Origin of the sequence: Pseudomonas sp. Pseusp11 (genome assembly GCF_047304405.1) — a bacterium.
Taxonomy (GTDB): domain Bacteria; phylum Pseudomonadota; class Gammaproteobacteria; order Pseudomonadales; family Pseudomonadaceae; genus Aquipseudomonas.
The window spans coordinates 49,236-68,798 of sequence record NZ_JBGLZF010000009.1 but is presented as its reverse complement, the minus strand read 5'-3'; the positions used below and the strand labels follow the sequence as shown (position 1 = coordinate 68,798).

The following is a 19,563-nucleotide window of genomic DNA, read 5'->3' as shown; positions in this document are numbered from 1 at the left end:
ATCAGCCCCCTTTTCGCTCTTATCCCGCTCTCCGCCAGGCGATCAGGACGACAAACCAACAAATACGTACATATTCTGCGCCTATCAAATCAAAGTCCGTCAAAGAGCATCAGAACGTTCAAATACACGCTGTGGAATTTTTGACTTTCTGTTCACCTTCAGCATGAGATTTCTATATACAGCATATTGCTTTGCAGCGTCATTTTTCTTGCCAATCGCCCAATTCGAATCGGCTAAGTTTAACCAAGCCACCGCTCTACTTGGCTCAGCAGCCACGACATCATTTAAAAATGGGATAGACTCTATCGCCTGGTTATTTTCTTGTAGAAAATAGGCATAATCATTTATCGCCAAAATCACAACGCCAGCCAACTCCTTATCAGCTAACCAAACAGCTTTATAATTACTTGCATAAGGAGAAAGCTCTGCAATCGCCTCAACTCTTTGTCCTTTTTTAAACAAAGACAAGGCATCAGCGTGGGCAAGACTAATCATTTCCGCATAAACATTCTTGTACTTTTTATCACCAAGTAAAACTTTTTCGTATAGATTAACCAAGCTATTATCCAAGGCGCAGATTCCGACATAATCTGCATCATTGATAATTATCGAGCCGGAGTTACTCTCAATTTGCAGCTTCTTTCCTTGCGCCAGCTCTTCACTATAGCTATTTAGCTCGGTATTAATGGGTAGGAGGTTACCTTCATAGCCTCCTTCGACAGCTGTTAAGGTCGCTGCGATTACACAGCTACCTGATGTAGCCTGCCCAGCATCGTTTCCCCCAGCAAGAACAAGTAGTGAGGTACCTCCATGTGCCTCAGTTATAGCCGCACTCCCTGACGAGGAAGCGTAGAGTGATAGACTGTTTTGAGCCATTGAGATGCTGGCAAAAAACACAGCAAGAGCAAACACTAAAAAATTAATAGCCGCTTTCATCTTTCAAACGCCCCTGTGCTTTCGTCTTTTCTGATACAAATCGATCTGCCACACCCTGCTGCACAGCAATGGAATTTTTCGAAAAATAGTACAATTGACCATTTAGCGTTCCGCCTACAATCTTTCTTCCTCGCTCATTATAGATGGCGTCAATCAATTTCTCATCGTAAGCCTTAGTTTCTTCATGAGGTATCCCGAGACTATTTATCGCATTTACAACAATTGAAGCACCTGGCCCTTGCTGAACTGCCGTGGACCAAACCACATCATTCATAGTATGCGAGTGGTACCTCAAATCGATCCCGGTATCCGTAATAACTTTCTGAATCTGGATATCAAAGTGTGAAACCTTAATAAATTCGTGTTCCACATCGACAAACTCTTGCCCTTTACTCTCCACCAACTCCTTCCATTTATTGGTGAATGCAGTAGAGCCTGGTGTCAACCCAGAGAACTCGCTCGCCCATGGCATGCCGTTCCAATTCACAAATTTCTTAACCGTCCCGCCGTTAATTACCGTGAATGTGCCATCACTGTTCTTAATCTTAACTTGGCTGGTCATTTGATAAGCGCCATAGGAAACCCCTCCTGCATCCCCAGCTCCCCCGGACACGGTAATTGAGCCACGCCCGCCGGTTTCGTAGTGACTAGACAGGCTACCTAAATCGTAGTCCCTTCTCATGCGGGAAACATAAAAATTACCTAATAGACCAACCGGATGAAAATGCCAAACATTGCCATCACCCGCTATGGCTTGTTTGCTTGCCAACTGAGTCCACCATGATAATTTTTCAATCCGCTTCTTTTCTACTATCCAATCGGGATCAACAGTACCCGATGAGTCTTTCATAAGAGGATCAAGTTCAGACCATTTACTTTCATTCCACAGCCATTCGCTTTCATACTTACTGATCATTTGTGAAATTGGCTGAGCAAACCAAAATTTTTCAATAGCTGACTTTATCTCTTCAACAGACAGCTTTTTATCGGAGTCAATATCGATAGTTTTATAAAGCCACTCACGTATCGGGCCTCCATCAGCAGCATTCAATTGTGCACTGTAATTTGGAGCTTCTTCTTCAGTCAAAGCACCTTGGGAGTCTAAATGGCCAGCTAGGTTTTCGACGTTACTGACAGTCTCGGTTAGATATTGAAAGCCAATCCATTCCCAACCACTATGCCTGGTCGTAATCAACGTCTGTTCATGTAGCCAGCCGTCTAGAGGCTGACCTGCGTCATCGGAAAATTTTTTATCAACACGCCACCAGAAACTCTCAGCTCCCGCTGTACCGCCTCCCACCTTTATTTTTCGATCAGCAGACATTCGACTAAGAACGTCAACCGAAATTATCGTGTCAAAGCCTACTTTAGGTGAGGAAGGCGAGGCTACTGGAGGATGCGTGTTGTTCATGCCATCAGCATGGGAGACTATTTGACTCGCGCCTTTATGGACCATAATTAATTTTTTCTGATCCTCCGGAACCCCAGCCCCTATGGGCTTACAACTTTCAATAAACGCCGGTACGTCATCACTACTGAACACTTCAAGATGCAAGACACTCCTGCTAGCAGCATCTCCATTATTTTTATACTTGCCAACATGCCCTATTCTTTCCCCCGCTTTAATTTTCACTGAAGAGGGAAGAACAAAGACCTCACCCCAAGGTTTCTGAGGCTCATTCAACTCTTCTAAAGACGCGGCAAAAATCTTTCCAAGCCCCGCAGGATTTATATTACTCGCAAGTTTCGGGATGGTTTCGCCACTTACTATCTCTACCAACTTCTTATACTGACCTGGTCCACTAACTACTTTCACCTGCGTACCTACCGGAAGGAATGCAACAATCTTCCCCGTGGTCAAGTCACGTAAATTCACCCCATTTGTATACTCTGGTATAGGGTCCTTCGCATCTTTATCAATAAGGTATTGATCACCGGACAGGTGATGCATTTGCTTTTTGAAAACCCACCCCGTATTTGGCTCCAACCCAGAAATTGGAGGGGATACACTTACAAGTTCCAGCCATTTTTGGGTTGCTGGAGCAGGCTTGGTAGTTACTGTTGTTCCTCTTGGCAGCACAGCCAACTCTGCGGACTGAGATGATTTATCGCTGCGTACGCGAAGTCCTAACAACGCATCAGGTGCGTTGGCTTTGACCGTAGAAAGCCCCCCTCCCCAGTAAGTTGGCCGCTTAAGGAGGGCGGATTTTTCTTGATATGTCTTCCAGTCCAGAAGGTGCATATAGAGACTATAGAACGTAAGGCTTGGACCGGAAGCCACATTTCCTGCTCCGGACGGCGCAGTAGGTGTTGGCGGCGTTAAAACGTGTTTAACCAAAACAAAACCAGTAGAAAAAGGCGCTGCCGGACTCCCTAAATAATCTGAAGTTGGATAGCTCTCATCGATACGGTAAGCAATAACTTCACCATCAGCTATGCACCTGACCTCGGTTAAGTCGGTTACTAGACCGGTGTCTTCGTCGAAATGTACGCCCCCGTGCCAAAGACCGTTGCTTCCGACAGGGTAGAAACCAGCCTTAGCTTTTGCCAGAGCGTCGTAATACTGCTGCGGATCCGTCGCTTCTGCTGTCCCTACCTTCAGGGGATACGACCATTTTTGTACTTTGCTAGTTGTTTCTGTCATTACCAATTACCTAAATCCTGATCCCTGGTGGCTTGGATTGCCGTCTATGTCGATTAACCAGAAAAATTGAGCATTCGTTTGGGTTTACGTTTGACCTGTTCTTCAGGCGCATTCCCCAACGCCTGATCCATCAAACTCCCCGCCTTATCCTTATCCGCCGCCCCCGGCAACACCGGCGGCTTAATCCCAATCCCGGTCCCACTCCCCGCCGACCCGCCAGCATTAATCTTCACCACCGGCCCAACCACGGTAACCCCACCCGCATCGAGCTTGATGAAACTCCCCCCGGCCTTAACCGTGAGCTCCATCCCTGCCTCGATAACAATCTTGTCCCCAGCCTTGAGGTGTATCTCCTTCCCGGCACTGGTCAGCTGCGCAGTCCCCAGCTTGATGTGCTGGTTCTGCCCCACCGTCAGGTGGTCATCCATCCGCGCTTCGGTCTTGCGATCCGCAATCGTGGTGCGGTGTTCTTCGGCCTTCAGCTCGGTGTAGGTGTTCTTCACCACCGTGTCGTGGCGTTCATTCCCCACGCGAATCTTCTGGTCGTGCTCGATGTTTTCATCCCAATCCCGCTGGGCATGAATAAAGATCTGCTCCGCCCCTTTCTTGTCTTCAATCCGCAGTTCGTTGTACCCGCCGCCCCCCGGTGAGCTGAGGGTTTTGAATACGGTGCGGGTTTTGTTCGCAGGCAGGTCGTAGGGAACCTGGTTTTCCTTGTGGTACAGGCAACCGGTCACCAGCGGTTGGTCGGGGTCGCCTTCGAGGAAGGTGACGAGCACTTCCATGCCGATACGCGGGATGGCGATGGCGCCGTAGCGGTCGCCGGCCCAGCTCGAAGAGACGCGCATCCAGCAGCTGGTTTTGTCGTCGGCCAGGCCTTCGCGATCCCAGTGGAATTGCACTTTGATGCGGCCGTATGGGTCGCAGTGGATTTCTTCGCCTTTGGGGCCAGTGACCATGGCGGTCTGGCTGCCGAGGACGCGTGGCTTTGGGTGTTCCAGGGCTGGGCGGTAGAACACGGCCCATGGGGTGGCGAGGAAGCGGTTGCGGTAGCCCTGGTGGAAGTCGTCTTTGTTGTCGGTGGTGTCGCTGGTCACCGCTTCTTCGAGCACTTGCGGCTGTTTGCCTTCGTGGACGACTTCGGTGAGTAGCCAGAGGTCGTTCCACTCGGTGCGCGGGTGGTCGGACATTTCCAGGAAGTGGCCGCTGACGAGGGTGGTCTGGTCGCCATGGCCTTCGGCTTGCTGGTAGTCGGCGCGGTGGCGTTCGAGGGCGCGTTGGCTGAGGAATTTGCCGCGGGCGCGGTCGAGGAAGCGGCCGGGGTAGTCGTAGTCTTCAAGGTCCGGTTCGGTGCTTTCGCCGTCGGGTTTGTACGCCGCTTCAAGTCGCAGGTTGGGCTTTTCGAAGTCGTAGTCGCGACGGGTGACACGGCCGGTGCGGGTTTCCAGGCGCAGTTTGAAGCCTTTGATCACCGGTTCGTCGGCGACCATGCCGCTGCCTTGGACGTAGGCGGTGGGCTGGCCGAGTTTGGGGAACACGGTCTGGTCGTCGCCGAACACCAGCAGGTGGGCTTTTTCGCTGTGCTGGAAGTGGTAGTGAATGCCTTCTTCTTCGCACAGGCGCTGGATGAAGTGCAGGTCGGTTTCGTCGTACTGCACGCAGTAGTCGCGGTCCGGGCACGGGGTGCTCAGCTGGAAGCGGTAGGCGTTGCCCTTGATGCCGTGTTCTTCGAGGATCAGCGCGATGATTTTCGGCGCCGACATCTGCTGGTAGATGCGCTGGTTGGTGCGGTGATGCAGGTATTGCAGGTGCGGCACCAGGGAGATTTTGTAGCGGGTCAGGCGCTTGCCGGCATCACCTTGGGCGACGCGGTAGATCTGGCCGTGAATGCCGCTGCCTTTCGGGTCGAATGCGAGGAACGCCTGTTTGTGCAGGAGCTTTTCCAGGTCCAGATCCGGGTTTTCGCTGACCAGTTCCAGGTCGAAGCGATACGGCTGGCTGATGCCTTCGGTGCCGGTGAACGACAACACTTGCAGGTCGCCGGCATAGTCTTCGACTGTGAGGCTGAAGTGCGTTTCGTTAGCTGAGTTGAACATTGCTTGCTCCCTGTTCGGTAGTCATCCGTTACGCCCGCAGTCGAAGGCGTTGCAGCAAAGACGAAGTGGCGCCCATAGCGTCACGCAGTTGCGCGGCAGTGATCGTTCGATCTGCCGCATCGAAAGCCAGCGCTGTTCGCAGGGCTGGCCAGCAGTGTTTGGGTAGATTTCGAGGTGCGTGCAGCTCGCGGTCGAGGTAGCCGTCGCGGGCCTCGGTCGACGGCAAGCGGCGGAACGGGTGTTTGCCGCCCGCCAATTCGTAGAGCACGCAGGCCACGCCGTACACGTCCGCGCTGGCCGAGAGTGGCTGGCCTTCAAGCAGTTCGGGGGCGGCGTAGCCGGGGGTCCAGGCGTTGAAGCGGCTGCGGCTCAGGTGCGGCAGGCCGGGCAAGATGCCCTCTTCTGTCTGGCCGAGGCCGAAGTCGAACAGGCGCAGGCCTTCTTCACTGAGCATCACGTTGCTCGGTTTCATGTCACCGTGCAGCACGCCGCGCGCGTGGGTGTAAGCCAGCGCATCGAGCAGCGGCAGCGCGATGTCGCGCAGCTCGAACCACGGCAGGCCCAGGGGCCGCTCGCAGAGTAATTTGTCCAGGGTCAGCCCACGCATGAGTTCCATGGTGATGAAGGCACGCTGGCAGTCGGTGTCCACTTCAAAGGTGTGCAAACGCAGCACGTTGTCGTGGCGCAGTCGTCGGGTCAGGGTGAACTCGCTGTAGAGCAAGGCACTGGCGTCCGGCGATTCGGCAAATTCTTCGCTGAGGATTTTCAGCGCAATGTAAGGGTCGGGATCGCCAAACTGTTCGCGCAGCAGATCCCGTGCACGGTAGACCGCGCCCATGCCACCGGCACCGAGCAGGCGCTCGATGCGGTAACGTCCCGCCAGCACGTCGGGCAGTTCACTGATGCTGGCCCGGGTCGGCGCCAGCGCAGGTTCGGCCTGATGCGGCTTTCCGTTTAGCGGCGTGGCGAAAGCGAAGTAAGTCAGGTTATTGGCGTCTTCCTCGGTCACCAGCAGGTCGTCGATCGGTGGCATGAGTTCAGTCATTGGCGGATCACCACGGCAGTCAGATTGTCCCGGGCGGAGCCACGCAGAGCGCCGTCGAACAGACGCTCCAGCGCAACGTGCGGCGCGGTCAGGCTCAGCGCGTTGCCCAGGGCATCGCTGGTCAGCCCTTGATACAAACCGTCGCTGCACAACAGAAACGCATCGCCGGGATAGACCTCGAGCTCGAGCACGTCCAGGGTCAGCTGCTCGGCTGCTCCAACCGCACGGGTCAAGGCGTGAGCGGCAGGATGCGCACGAGCGTCTTCGATGCTCATTTGTTGCTCGTCGATCAGTTGCTGTTGCAGCGAATGGTCCTTGGACAGCTGATACAAACGCTGGCCGCGCCACAGGTAGCAACGGCTGTCGCCGGCCCAGATACAGGCCGCGCGATTGTCCTCCACCAGCAGCGCCACCACGGTGCTGCCCATGATGCTGTCGTGACGCCCGGCGGTGACGGTCAACTCCTGACCCAAGCGGCGATTGAGCCAGTGCAGGCACTGGCGAATGCCTTTGAGTCGTTCGTCGAAGTCGTCCTGCACCGGCAATTCCGCCAGGCTGGCGACGATCAACTGGCTGGCGATGTCGCCACCCTGATGACCGCCCATGCCGTCCGCGACCACCCACATCCCCTGCTGTGGACAGTCGAGAAAAGCATCTTCGTTGCGCGCCCGAACCTTGCCCGGATCGGTACGCGCAGCGCTGCGCCAGGGGCTGGCAACCAGCATCAGAGCTGCACCGGCATACGGAAGGTGCGCAGCACGCCCATATCGAACGGGTTCGGCGTGCGCTGGCTCGACAGCAAGTAGTTGGCGCGCAGGCCACCCACGTCTGCCTTGAGCACCAGCACGTCGCGACCGCTCAGGTACTCGGTCTGCATCAAGTCGAACAGACGGAACAGCGACCATGGGCCGGTGTTCTTCTCGATGCCGATCGGGCGGCCAGCCATTTTGTCGAGGACCAGGCTGGTGCGACCGTCTTCGGCATCGGTCGGCCATTTGAACGACACCGGCACGATCGGGCCGTGGCGGTATTCGATGGTCTTGTCGCCAAACTTGAACTCGGAACGGCTGACCGCCGGGTCGAGGGTGTACGGCTCCAGTTTGAACTGCACTTGCGGCTCAGCCGGGTTGATGGCGAAGAAGCTCTGGCGAATCACTTGTGCCGCGGCCATCTGGTCGAGGTAGACCTTGGAGATCGGCATGCTGTGACCGTCAATGCTGCGCAGGCGGTAGTTGCCTGGATCGCCACTGACGAATGGACGCATGTAGGTATCAAAGAACCGATCGGCGATGCCCTGGGCCTTGAAGAACTCGCGGAAGTCGCTGATCGCAACGTCGCTGGTGCTGTGGGCACTGAACGGGTAACGCTTGTTGATCGCCTTGCCGTAGAAGCTGTACAGCTCGCTCTGATAACGCTGGTTCAGGTACTGGTAGGAATCGTTGAGCACCAGACGCCAGGTGTCTTCGGCCAGCACGTTGAACCACACGCTGACAGGGCGCGGCAGACGGTTCGACGCATTGCGCAGGTTGCTCAGCGCATCACGCTGGCCGCTCATGCGGGTCTTGGCCATTTCGAACGCGGCCTGCTCTGGCGAACTGGCGCGGGCCAGGCTTGCCATTTGCATTTGCAGGTCGTTGAGTGCTTGCAGGGCCGGAGTCAAATCAGCGGCCGGGCCGTTGTTGTCATCCAGCAAGCGGTGCAGCGGTTCGAAGCGACGTTGCAGGGATTTCTTCGCGGTGTCTGGCAGGTTTTTGGTCGCGGCCATGTCAGACGCCGCATCCGCTGCGACCGACGCCAGTTTGCCCAACTTGCCGAGCTTGCCCTTCTGCTCGCCCAGTTTCGCGGCGGCATCGGCGGCTTCATCAACCGGTTCGGCTTCCGCCGGGAACCGGGTGTTCTCGCGCACTTCCACCAGCAGTTGCAGTACCGGAGAATTGGCCGACGTCAGGCCCGCCAGTTGCTCGGCACCCTCACTGAAATCGCTGATCGCGGGCAGTGCCACCTGGCCGACCGCCTCGCTCCAGAAGTTGGCGTAGTCGCGGAAGTACAGTTGCTCCAGTTCGACCATCAGGCGACGCAAGTCCATGCCGCTGATGCCCGAGCCTTCGCCCAGCACCCAGTTGTCACGCAGGATATCGGTAACCAGCGCGGCACCCTGGACCGAGAAGTACTGCTGATAGCCTTGCTGGGTGTAGAACCCCGGAATCACGTAATCGGTGCCGACAAACAACGAACCCTGCGGGCCGATGTGTTGGCTCAGGCGGTACTCCGGCAGGTTGCGAGCCTGCTCGCGCAGCATCCGGTAAACCACGTTGGCCAGCGACTCGCTGCGCAGTACCTGACGCGCCTGCGCCACCAGTTGTTCGTTGAGCGGGTAGATAAACGGCTGCTTGAGCAAACGCTCGAAGTGGGTGTTCAAACCGTTCTGCACCGCAGTGTTGCCGGCGTAGCGCAGGGACCAGTCAGTGGCGACCCAATCCTTGAGCCATGCCGCATCGCGGCGATCTTTCATGTTCAGCATCAGGTACGCGCGCAGGCTGTTGAGCAGGCGTTCGCGGTCTTTCATGTTGGCGCGGATCTGCCCTTCGAGCAGCGTCGCAACCCGTGGCAGCAATTGCGCTTCGAGTTCACGCTCGTAGGCGCTCTTGACCACCGGATTGGCATCTTCGCCCTGGTACAGGCCGCCGCGCTCGTGGTACGACACGTCGCCTTTGTTCGGGAAGACTTGTGTCGCCGCGTAGCTGGTGTCGAGGGTCTTGAGCACCGCCATGGAATCATCGCGCGCCGTCAGGGCCGAGCGTTGCTGGTTCCAGTTTTGTGCCAGGGAACGCAGGTTTTCCAGACGCTCATAGTTGGCCGAGAAGCCGCCCGCCCAGAGCATGCCGAACAGCGCCAATGCCGCCAGTGCGCCGACGTACAGAGCACGTTGACCCCAATGGATGCGGCTGCGTTCGCGCTTGTCCAGACCGGCCAGGTCGGCCTCGGGGAAGATCACCCGGCTGAGCAAATGGTGAATGAACCGCGAACGGCCGCTGCGCAGGGTTGGCAGCATGCCGGCGCTCATGCCCAGGTTGGCGCCGATACTGGCGGTGGTCTGGTCCATCTGTTGAGTCAGGTGCGGTGCGCTGGTCAGGTAGAAACCGCGCAACTGGCTGACACGCTGGTAGCGGTTGCCGGTGAACGCCAGGTCGACGAACAGGCACAGGCGCTCGCCGATCTGCCCCAGTTGATGCGGGAAGTCGAGGATGCGGCCACGGCGCTGGGTGTCGCGCTCCTGGTGCATGCGCATGATCACTTGGCTGTTGAGGCGACGCAGCAGCTCTTCGAACTCGGCGCGCAGCACGGCCACATCGGTGCCGCTCTGCTCTTTGCGGAAGCTGGTACCGAGGACCTGATCGCTTTCTTCGCGGGTCAGTTGATCGAAGAACTCGTCGAAACCGAGCAGGCGATCGGCCTTGCTCAACACCAGATAAATCGGCACATCGACGTGCAGTTTCTGATGCACGTCTTGCAGGCGCGCACGCACCTGGCGGGCCAGGGTTTCGAGGTCCTGCTCGCTGCCGCCCAGCAGGGTTTCCACCGGAATGGTCACCAGCACGCCGTTCAACGGACGGTTGCGGCGACGCTTGCGCAGCAGGTCGAGCAAGGTGCTCCAGGCACTGCCATCGACTTCGGCATCCGGCTGGGTCAGGTAACGCCCGGCGGTGTCAATCAGCACGCCGTGGTCGGCGAAGTACCAGTCGCAATGCCGCGTGCCGAGGGTGTCGCGGGTGAGTTTGCGGTCGATCTTGTTGATCGGAAACTCAAGGCCCGAGAAGTCCAGCAGGCTGGTCTTGCCGCTGCCCTGCGGGCCGATCAGCAAGTACCACGGCAAATCACTGCGCCAGCGTTCACTGCGGCCGCGATACAGGCTCGACGTCTTCAGGGTTTTCAGGGCGTCCTTGAAACGCACCTTCAACTCTTTCTCTTCTTCGTCGATCAGCTCTTCACGGCGAATGCGGTCCTGGCCGTCTTCGGTGGCTTCCACAGCCTTTTTGCGCACACCGGCGCGCCAGCTGACGAAGACCATGGTCAGGCCCCAGATCAGGAACAGCACACTGATGGTCAGCAAACGGGAGGTCGAACCTTCCCAGAATTTGTAGTCATTGACCGCCAGCAGCGGCCCGACGAACCACACCAGCAGCGCAACGAACAGCACCAGCAACAGGGTCCATACCCAGGTCTGGCGCAGGAATGCGCCGACTTTCTTGAAAAACTTTTTCATCACACGTCCCTGTTTACGGCTTCGACTGCGGCTGAGCCGTGGCCGGATCAAGCTGCTGATAAGGTTGCAGAACGGTTTCGCGTTGTTCGCCCAGCACCCAGGCAAAGCCCGAATACATCACCACCAGGCACACCACGGTGAACAGCACCACCATCCACGCCGGCACGATGCGCACCAGGCTGCGACGCTGATCGTTCAAGCCTTCCCAATGCGGCGACAACTCGCGAGGCACGTCGCCGCGCAGTTGGCGAATCTGCCGATACAGGGCGTCGCGGATGCCTTCGAGCTCGAGCATGCCGCGGGCTTGCACGCGGTACTTGCCTTCGAAGCCGAGGGACAGGCACAGGTACATCAGCTCCAGCATCGGCAGGTGCTTGACCGGGTTTTTCGACAGGCGATCCAGCAGTTGGAAGAACTTCTCGCCACCGAAGGTTTCGTTGTGGAAGCTGCTGAGCAGGCTCATCTGCGACCACTCGCTTTCGTTGCCCCACGGCGTGGTGACGACAGCTTCGTCGACCACGGTGCAGAGCACATAACGGGCGGCCATCACCTGGCTGCTTTCGGCGCCATTGTGCAGCGCCCGCACTTCAAACAGTTTCAGCCCGGCGGTCAGCCGTTCGTTGAGCGCGTACAGGTCTTCGCGGGTGTCGCTGTGCTTGAGCCGCACCACTTCCGACAGCAGTTCGGACGCCGCCGCCACCAGCGAATTGAGGCTGATGTTGAACGCTTCGGCCGGGCGCAGGCGCGCGGCATAGATCATCCGTTCTTCCAACTGTTCAAAACGCGGTGGTGCCGCGAAGTCAGTCAGCGGACTCGAGGCCGGGCCGTGGCCCTGGCGGTCGAGCAGGACGGTTTTGTCGTCCTGGGTGTGTTCCATGTCCTTGATCATGTCGGTCAGTTCCTGATGGCCCAGAATTTCAGTTCAAGCTCGGCGAATTCGCCGGACACGTGGAACGCGAAGCCGCCGGAGCGCTCGAGTTGCGCCAGGTCTTCGGAACTGAGTTCGAGGATGAAATAGGTTTTGTTGGAGTGGAACGCGATCTGCCGTGGGGCCACCGGCAGCGGTTTGACCTTGATACCCGGCAGGTGCAGGTTGACCAGTTGGCGGATACGCTCCACCGGGCCGACCTTGAGGTGCGCCGGCAGGCGATGGCGCAGTTCTTCGGAGTCGCAGTTGGCACTGGCCGCGAGCACGAACGAAGCCGAGCCCAGCAGTTTGTGGTCGTGCAACGGCGACACGATGATCCCGTACTGACGCGCTTGCAGCACCAGTTCGATGGCGTGCTGTTCGAGCACCATCGACAGCACCTGACGAATCGCTTCCATCAGTTTGCGGAAGCTCGCGCCCTGGTCGCTGTGCTGGTAACGGCTGTCCAGACGCGGGCGTTTGCTGTCGCTGGAAAACGTCGCCAGATCGCCGAGCATGGTCAGCAGCGTGCGGTACAACTCTTCCGGGTGAACCTGTTCCAGGCCGAGGTAATGGCGCAGCAACAGTTCAGTGCGGTTGATCAGTTGCAGCATCATGAAGTCGCCGACTTCCGCGCCACCGACCTTGCCGTTGGAGCGGATCCGGTCGGCGATGGTGTCGCCCCGGTGGCCGAGCATGCTGATCACTTCTTTAAGGCATGACAGCAGGTAGCTGGACGAGTGCGCCTGAATGTAGGTCGGCACGAAATCCGGGTCGAGGCTGATCACGCCGTCAGGCGTGGTGTCGAGCACTTCGCAGATCTTCAGTTTCACGTAGGCCTGGTCGCTCTGCTGCTCGCCGAGCAATAGCTTGAAGTCCGGACGGGCGCAACTGACCTGGCTGGCGGAGTCGTCGCCGGCATTGGAGTCGGCGACTTCCGCTTCGTACGCGGTGTAGCGCGCCAGCACGTCGGATTGCTCCGGGCGGCGGGCTTCGATGTGGTTGCCGGTCACCAGCGGCAGCGCCAGGTAGATCGGCGTATTGCCGGTGTTCGGCGGCACGTCCAGGGCCAGCGGCTCGGTGTTGCCGCCCAGTTCGAACAGGCTGCCATCCGGCAGAATCCCCGAGGCCTGGCTGATCACCAGTTTGCCCATGTTGAGGAACTGCAAGTCGATTTCCAGGTTGAGGAAGCCCCAGGTGTAGCTACCCAGCAACTGGGTGCGGGTCTTCATCTGGTGGTCGTAGTAACGATCGTTGTGCTGGAAGTGCTGCGGACGCAACAGCATGCCTTCCTGCCAAATGACTTTATGGGCATTCATGTTCAGTCATCCGCCTTGGCGAGCGTTTCATGGGTGTTGCGGATGCCGGCCTGATCGAGGGTCAGGTCAGCCGCGGTGACTTGCACCGGAGTGATTTGCACGGTGTAGCGCCACTTGGTTTCCGGCAGGTCGCGGTAGGCGGCGAGCACGCCAACGTAACGGCTGCCCTCTTCCACGCTGAGCTTGAGCTCGACGGTTTCGCCTGGGCGCAGTTCCAGTTCTTCGCTGGCCACCAGGTCCGGGGCCAGGGATTCCTTGGCGCGTTCGTAGAGGCTGAAGAAATCAGCATTCTCGAAGGCCACCGGGTGCTTGAGCTCGAACAGGCGCACGACGATCGGCGATGGACGACCGTTGAGGTCCGGGTTCAATTGATCGCTGGCGGTCAGCTTCAGGTTGAGCTTGGTCACGGTGGAATACGGCGACAGCGACGAGCAACCGGCCAGCAGCACCAAAGCAGCGAACGCAGTCAGCATCTTGAAAAAAGCGGTGGAACAGCGAGACATGCACATCATCCTTGGTGGTCGGTGTGTAGGGTGGAAATCAGGCGGATCTGTTCTTCGTAGGCCTGGGCGAAGTCGCGGGCCAGCAGGCGCTCGCTCCAGTCATCGTCCTGACGCAGGGCCTGGTGATAACGCCCATAAGCTCTCCAGCGACTGCCGGAGGTGGCGAGCAATGGCTTGTTGTCTCGCTCGAAACGCAGGGTCAGCTGTTGTGGCGAGAAGTGCTCAAGAGTGCCGCGAACGGCGGCGCGGCTGGCGGTCAGCAAGGCCACCTGATGCGCCTGCAAATCGCGGAACGCACGGGAGATCGCTTGCTCGGCCGGCAATTGGCCCGGCTTGTTGCCCTGCAACAGAATGCCCAACGCTTCACCGGCATCGACGGCGAATTTCAACGGGTTCTTTTGGCTGCCTTGCACGGTGGTCTGGGCCAGGCGCAGTTCGTTTTTCAGCTCGCTGCGGGTGCGCAGGCTCTGCTGCAAACCGCCGACGCTCTGCTTGAGCAGGCGTGCGGCGTTCAGGGCCAGGGCTTCGCGGGCGTCGTGGTCGAGGCCTTTGAGGTCCACGCCCAACGCCGCACCGAAGTGCTCCCAGAAACCTTCGCTCTGACGCTCAACCGCTTTTGGCTGCGGGGCTGGCGCTGGCTCTGCCGGGGCGGCGATCAGCTCCGGCACCATCAGGCTTTCCATGTCGATGCGCGCGTAGTCGGCGCGCTGACGGGTGTCCTCGATCACCGTGCTCGGGGAAATCAGCTCCTCGATTTCCGAGTACACGCGCTCTTGCTGGTCAAGAGCATTGAGCGGATCGAGGTCGAGGAACGCATCGTCCGGGATGATGCTGCCCGCGGCCTGCGGACGGCCGACTTCGACGTCGAACGTCGCCGGGTCGCGCACCAGTCGCGCGCGAATCTCGAAGTCACCCAGCACATACACGCTGCCGTGTTCGATGCGCATCGGCTCGCCCTTGCGCAGGCGTGCGCCGCTTTCGCTGTCCTGGATACCGTTGCTGCTGGTATCGGTCAGGAAAAACGTGCCCTCGCGGTAGCTGATCACCGCGTGGTGGTTGGACAGGTGACGCTTGCGGTCGGGGATGATCCAGTCGCAGTCCTCGCCCCGGCCGATCACGCCACCGGCCTGTTTGAAGGTCTTCTGGCACAAATCCGTAGGCACGAACTGCTTGGTGTTCAGCATTTCGAAAACCAGTTCCATGATGATGCTCCTTGCGGTCACTTGCCGCGATTGACCGCCTGCGGATCACCCAATGGGCGATAGGTGTTGTCGTTGTATTTGTAATTGCCGCTACAGCCGCCGAGGCCGCATAGAACGACGAGGGTCAGCAGGACGGCTTGCCAGTGACGAACAGGCATCAGAGGGTCTCCAGGGGTAGACAAAGCACAAAGCGCCGACCCTTTCGGGTGGCGCTATCAGAAGCGAATGAGGTGAGGCCGAGCGCTCTGGCCTGAGGCCTTGAAGCCGGCCTCTGTGGCGAGGGAGCTTGCTCCCGCTCGGCTGCGCAGCAGTCGTAAATCAGCAGATGCGGTCTGACTGAAGCACCGCGGCGCATGGTTTTGGGGCTGCTTCGCCGCCCAGCGGGAGCAAGCTCCCTCGCCACAGGGAATTCACTGGCCACAGTTGGCATTCCAACCAAGGTGATCGGGTGGCAGAAATCGAGATCAGCCATCGAAGTCACCCAAATTGATGTTCAGCCGCCCGAGGCGGTACAGCAGCGTGCGCCGTGGCAGCCCGAGTTCGCGGGCGGCGAGGGTCTGGTTGCCGTCGTTTTTGCGCAAGCAGTCGAGCAGCAGACTGCGTTCGACCTGCTCCAGGCGTTCGCGCAGGTTCAGGCTGCTGTCTTCCGGCATGGCTTCCATGCGCAGGGAAAAATGCTCGGCCAGCAACTCGCCGCCCTCGCACAGCAGTACTGCGCGCTCGACCAAGCCCTTGAGTTCGCGAACGTTGCCGGGGAAGGCATAACCGGACAGGTGATCCAGCGCCGCGTCGGACCAACGCACCGCATCGCGCTGCAGAAACGCGCAAGCCTTGTCGGCGAAGTGCCGCGCCAGGTCGAGGATGTCGCCTTCGCGTTGACGCAGGGCCGGCAGTTCGATCGGGAATTGCGCGAGGCGGTAGTACAAGTCCTCGCGGAACTTGCCTTCGCTGACCAGCACCGACAAATCGCGGTGCGTTGCGGCGATGATCCGCACGTCGATCTTGTGGGTGTCGTTGGAACCCAACGGGCGGATCTCGCCCTCCTGCAATACCCGCAGTAACTTGGCTTGCAGGGACAGCGGCATGTCGCCGATTTCATCGAGCAACAAGGTGCCGCCGTTGGCCGCGTCGAACAGTCCCGCACGGTCGCGATCGGCACCGGTGAAGGCGCCCTTGCGGTAGCCGAACAGCTCGCTTTCCAGCAGGTTCTCGGGGAACGCTGCGCAGTTCTGCACGATGAACGCCTGGGACCGGCGCGGGCCGCAATCGTGAATCGCCCGCGCGACCACTTCCTTGCCGGTGCCGGTCTCACCGCGCAGCAGCACGGTGTAGGGGCTGTGCAGGACTTTGCTGATCAACGAGTAGGTCTGGCGCATCGCCACGCTCTTGCCGATCAGGCCATAACCGCTGGCGCTCGGGACGTTGAGTAGCGCCGGGCGTGTATCACCGGTCGGCTGACGCAAACGTTGCAGCAAGTGCAACTGACCGAGCACGAACGAGCCCAGTTGACCGAGGGAATCGGCAAACCCTTGCAGGTCGATCTGGCGGCGACTGGCGCACAGCAGCAAACCTTCGACAGCCTTCTGCTGATTGACCAGCGGCACGCACAGCAGCGACTGCCAGGGCGTGGCCTGGGGTGGCAGGAAACTGGTTTCGTGCAGGCTGCCGCTCAGCTCGCTGAGGCACACCACGCGGTTCTGGCACAGGGCGAATTGCAGCAGTTGTTCACCGTTGTAATCCGCCGGCAGGCTCGCCCCTTCCCGGGGTTGCAGAACGCCGTTCAGGCACTCGGCGTTCATCCCCAGGCAAGTGTGGGTCGCATCCAGCAGGTACAACTGCGTCAGCTCGCAACCGCTGAGCTCGGCCAGGCCGCGCACGAAGTCACCCAGCAGCACAGCGCTGTCCGCCGCCCGCGACAGGCTGGCGAACTGCGCCAGCAAGGCTTCGGCATAGACCAGCGGTTGCGGCACTTGAGTGAACATCACACCCACCTCAGGCGAACTCGCACGTCACGCTGGCATTGCCGTCGAGCGTCGCATGCACGCGCTTGAGGCTTTCACCGGTGGCCATCGCATCGAGCAAACGGTCGGCCACCAGCGGCAGCACATGCAGGTCGAGCAAGTGGTCGATCAGGCGTGCGCCGCTGTCGCTTTGAGTGCAGCGTTCGGCCAGGTGATCGACGAGGTCCTGGGAGTAAGTGAAATCCAGCTGACGGCGGTTCAGGCGCTCGCCCAGACGACCGAGTTTGATTTCGATCAGCTCGCGCAGCACCGGGCCGCCTACCGGGTAGTAAGGCACCACGCGCATGCGCGCCAGCAACGCCGGCTTGAAGTGTTTGCTGAGCACCGGGCGAATGGTTTCTTCGAGGACTTCGGCGGTCGGCCGCGCGCCGTCTTCGCAGAGTTCGCTGATACGGTCGCTGCCCAGGTTCGAGGTCATCAGGATCAGCGTGTTGCGGAAATCGATCTCGCGCCCTTCCCCGTCGTTGGCCACGCCTTTGTCGAAGATTTGGTAGAACAGGTTGAGCACGTCCGGGTCGGCTTTTTCGACTTCATCGAGCAGCACCACCGAGTACGGTTTCTGTCGCACGGCTTCGGTGAGCATGCCGCCCTCGCCGTAACCGACGTAGCCCGGCGGCGCACCGATCAGACGCGACACGGTGTGCTTCTCCTGGAACTCGGACATGTTGATGGTGGTGATGAAACGATCACCGCCGTACAACAAATCAGCGAGGGCCAGCGCGGTTTCGGTCTTGCCGACGCCGCTCGGGCCGACCAGCAGGAATACGCCGACCGGGGCATCAGGCTTGTTCAGGCCAGCGGCAGTGGCGCGCATCGAACGGTCCAGCGCATGCACCGCTTGTTCCTGACCACGAATACGGGTGCGCAGGTCGGTGGCGAAGCTTGCGACCTTGGCGTTGTGTTCGCGAGCCAGTTGCGCCAATGGCACACCGGTCCAGGCGCTGATCACTTCGGCGACCAGACGCGGGCAGACTTCGAAGCTCACCAGGCGTTCTTTGACCTGAAGCTCGGTCAGCGCTTTGTGAGTTTCGTTGAGCGCGGTTTCCAGGGTTTCAACGCTTTGCGCTTCGTCCACCGGCAACGTTTCGATCACGGTGCCTTCGGCGTCTTCCTCGACCGTGATGGTCGGTTCGACAGCAGCGGCTTCGCGAGCCTTGGCCAGTTGCTGACGCAGGTCCAGCAGGCGCTCGGCCAGTTCTTTCTGCTCGGTCCACAGCGTTTCGAGGGCGACCTTTTCGTCTTCGGCATCGGCCAGGCGATTTTCCAGAGCGTCCAGCGCTTCGTGATCGATCAGCAAACCGGCTTCGGCGTCACGACGCAGGGCCTGACGCTGACGGCCACCTTCGGCCAGTTCGCCACGCAGGCGCTCCAGGCTTTCCGGGGCGGCGGCGAGGCTGATGCGCACCCGAGCGCAGGCGGTGTCGAGCACGTCGACGGCCTTGTCCGGCAGCTGACGACCCGCGAGGTAACGGGCGGACAATTCGGCCGCAGCAACCACCGCGTCATCGCGCAGGTAGATGCCGTGGCTCTTCTCGTAGACCTGAGCCAGGCCACGCAGGATGGTCACCGCTTCGCTGACAGTCGGTTCGTGCAGTTGCACCGGTTGGAAACGACGGGCCAGGGCCGGGTCTTTCTCGAAGTATTTTTTGTACTCCGCCCAGGTGGTGGCGGCGATGGTGCGCAACTCGCCACGGGCCAGGGCCGGCTTCAACAGGTTGGCCGCGTCGGAACCGCCGGCGTTGCCGCCCGCGCCGATCAGGGTGTGGGCTTCGTCGATGAACAGGATGATTGGCTTTGGCGAGGCTTTGACTTCGTCGATCACGCCTTTGAGGCGACGTTCGAACTCGCCCTTGACGCTGGCGCCCGCCTGCAACAGGCCCATGTCCAGCGACAGCAGCTCAACGCCTTTCAACACTTGCGGCACTTCACCGGCCGCGATGCGCGAGGCCAGGCCTTCGACGATGGCGGTTTTACCGACGCCCGCTTCACCCACCACAATCGGGTTGTTCTTGCGGCGACGAGCGAGGATGTCGACCATCTGACGGATCGCGCCATCGCGGCACAGCACCGGGTCGAGTTTGCCGTCGCGAGCCTGCTGGGTCAGGTTGTGGGTGAAGCGCTCCAGCAGTGATTCGCCGGGCACGGCGGGTTTGCCGGTGGCCGGTTGTTCTTTCTGCGACAGGGCGAATTCTTTCAGGCGCTCGATGTTCAGCTTGGCCAGCAACGACTGATATCGGCTGCCGGCATAGCGCATCGGGTTGCGCAGCAATGCGAGGATCAACGCGGCCTGCTCGACCTGGCTCTGGCCCAGTTCGAGGTTGGCCACCAGCAACGCGTCTTGCAGCCACTGCACCAGTTCCGGGGCGAACACCGGGTTGCGCGAGGCGCTGTGCTCGACCCGCGATTGCAGCGCGGCGCTCAGTTCACCGGCGTCCACCTCGGCGTCCTGCAACGCCCGTGCGAGCAGGCCTTGCGGACGCTCCAGCAGGCCCAGCAGCAAGTCTTCGACGAGGATCTTGCTGCCGCCACGGGCGACGCAGCGTTCGGCAGAACTTTCCAGGTCACGACGGGTTTCGGCGTCCAGCGCCTGGATAAGTTGTTGCAGGTCTACGTTGATCATGTGTCA

At 59.5% G+C, this 19,563-nt stretch carries 13 protein-coding genes; all 13 read right to left on the bottom strand.

Annotated elements, in window-relative coordinates; genetic code table 11:
- Positions 1-99: 99 nt before the first annotated feature.
- A complete protein-coding gene (locus tag ACCC96_RS09735) occupies positions 100-936 on the bottom strand; it encodes a hypothetical protein (protein ID WP_019650083.1) in 837 nt (278 codons plus the stop codon).
- The gene (locus ACCC96_RS09730) at positions 920-3,580 is read right to left on the bottom strand and encodes a hypothetical protein (protein WP_413695687.1); all 2,661 of its coding nucleotides are present in this window, start codon (positions 3,578-3,580) and stop codon (positions 920-922) included. The genes ACCC96_RS09735 and ACCC96_RS09730 overlap by 17 nt, the downstream gene beginning before the upstream one ends.
- Positions 3,581-3,633: 53 nt before the next feature.
- Complete coding sequence (locus ACCC96_RS09725; protein WP_413695686.1) at positions 3,634-5,676, bottom strand: type VI secretion system tip protein VgrG; 2,043 nt, start codon at positions 5,674-5,676, stop codon at positions 3,634-3,636.
- A gap of 28 nt (positions 5,677-5,704) precedes the next feature.
- Positions 5,705-6,721: a serine/threonine-protein kinase gene (locus tag ACCC96_RS09720; protein WP_413695685.1), complete on the bottom strand. Its 1,017-nt coding sequence runs from the start codon at positions 6,719-6,721 to the stop codon at positions 5,705-5,707.
- A complete protein-coding gene (locus tag ACCC96_RS09715) occupies positions 6,718-7,446 on the bottom strand; it encodes a PP2C family protein-serine/threonine phosphatase (RefSeq protein WP_413695684.1) in 729 nt (242 codons plus the stop codon). Before ACCC96_RS09715 ends, ACCC96_RS09720 begins: the two co-directional genes overlap by 4 nt.
- Positions 7,446-10,985, bottom strand: coding sequence for a type VI secretion system membrane subunit TssM (gene tssM / locus ACCC96_RS09710; RefSeq protein WP_413695683.1), 3,540 nt, complete (start codon positions 10,983-10,985; stop codon positions 7,446-7,448). Before tssM ends, ACCC96_RS09715 begins: the two co-directional genes overlap by 1 nt.
- Before the next feature lie 13 nt (positions 10,986-10,998).
- On the bottom strand, positions 10,999-11,874 hold the full coding sequence (icmH, locus tag ACCC96_RS09705) for a type IVB secretion system protein IcmH/DotU (protein ID WP_018927447.1): 876 nt from the start codon (positions 11,872-11,874) through the stop codon (positions 10,999-11,001).
- A gap of 5 nt (positions 11,875-11,879) precedes the next feature.
- On the bottom strand, positions 11,880-13,211 hold the full coding sequence (gene tssK / locus ACCC96_RS09700; protein ID WP_018927446.1) for a type VI secretion system baseplate subunit TssK: 1,332 nt from the start codon (positions 13,209-13,211) through the stop codon (positions 11,880-11,882).
- A gap of 2 nt (positions 13,212-13,213) precedes the next feature.
- Complete coding sequence (gene tssJ, locus ACCC96_RS09695) at positions 13,214-13,714, bottom strand: type VI secretion system lipoprotein TssJ (RefSeq protein WP_018927445.1); 501 nt, start codon at positions 13,712-13,714, stop codon at positions 13,214-13,216.
- A gap of 5 nt (positions 13,715-13,719) precedes the next feature.
- Positions 13,720-14,916: a type VI secretion system-associated FHA domain protein TagH gene (gene tagH, locus ACCC96_RS09690; protein ID WP_019650076.1), complete on the bottom strand. Its 1,197-nt coding sequence runs from the start codon at positions 14,914-14,916 to the stop codon at positions 13,720-13,722.
- Between the two features lie 17 nt (positions 14,917-14,933).
- Positions 14,934-15,074 (bottom strand): hypothetical protein, encoded by a 141-nt coding sequence (locus ACCC96_RS09685; RefSeq protein WP_007894589.1) that lies wholly within the window; start codon positions 15,072-15,074, stop codon positions 14,934-14,936.
- 306 nt (positions 15,075-15,380) lie between these two features.
- Positions 15,381-16,898, bottom strand: a complete 1,518-nt coding sequence (locus ACCC96_RS09680; RefSeq protein WP_258671654.1) for a sigma-54 interaction domain-containing protein — start codon at positions 16,896-16,898, stop codon at positions 15,381-15,383.
- A gap of 10 nt (positions 16,899-16,908) precedes the next feature.
- Positions 16,909-19,557 carry a type VI secretion system ATPase TssH gene (gene tssH / locus ACCC96_RS09675; RefSeq protein WP_413695682.1) on the bottom strand — a complete coding sequence of 883 codons (2,649 nt, stop codon included), beginning with the start codon at positions 19,555-19,557 and terminating at the stop codon, positions 16,909-16,911.
- Between the last annotated feature and the right edge of the window lie 6 nt (positions 19,558-19,563).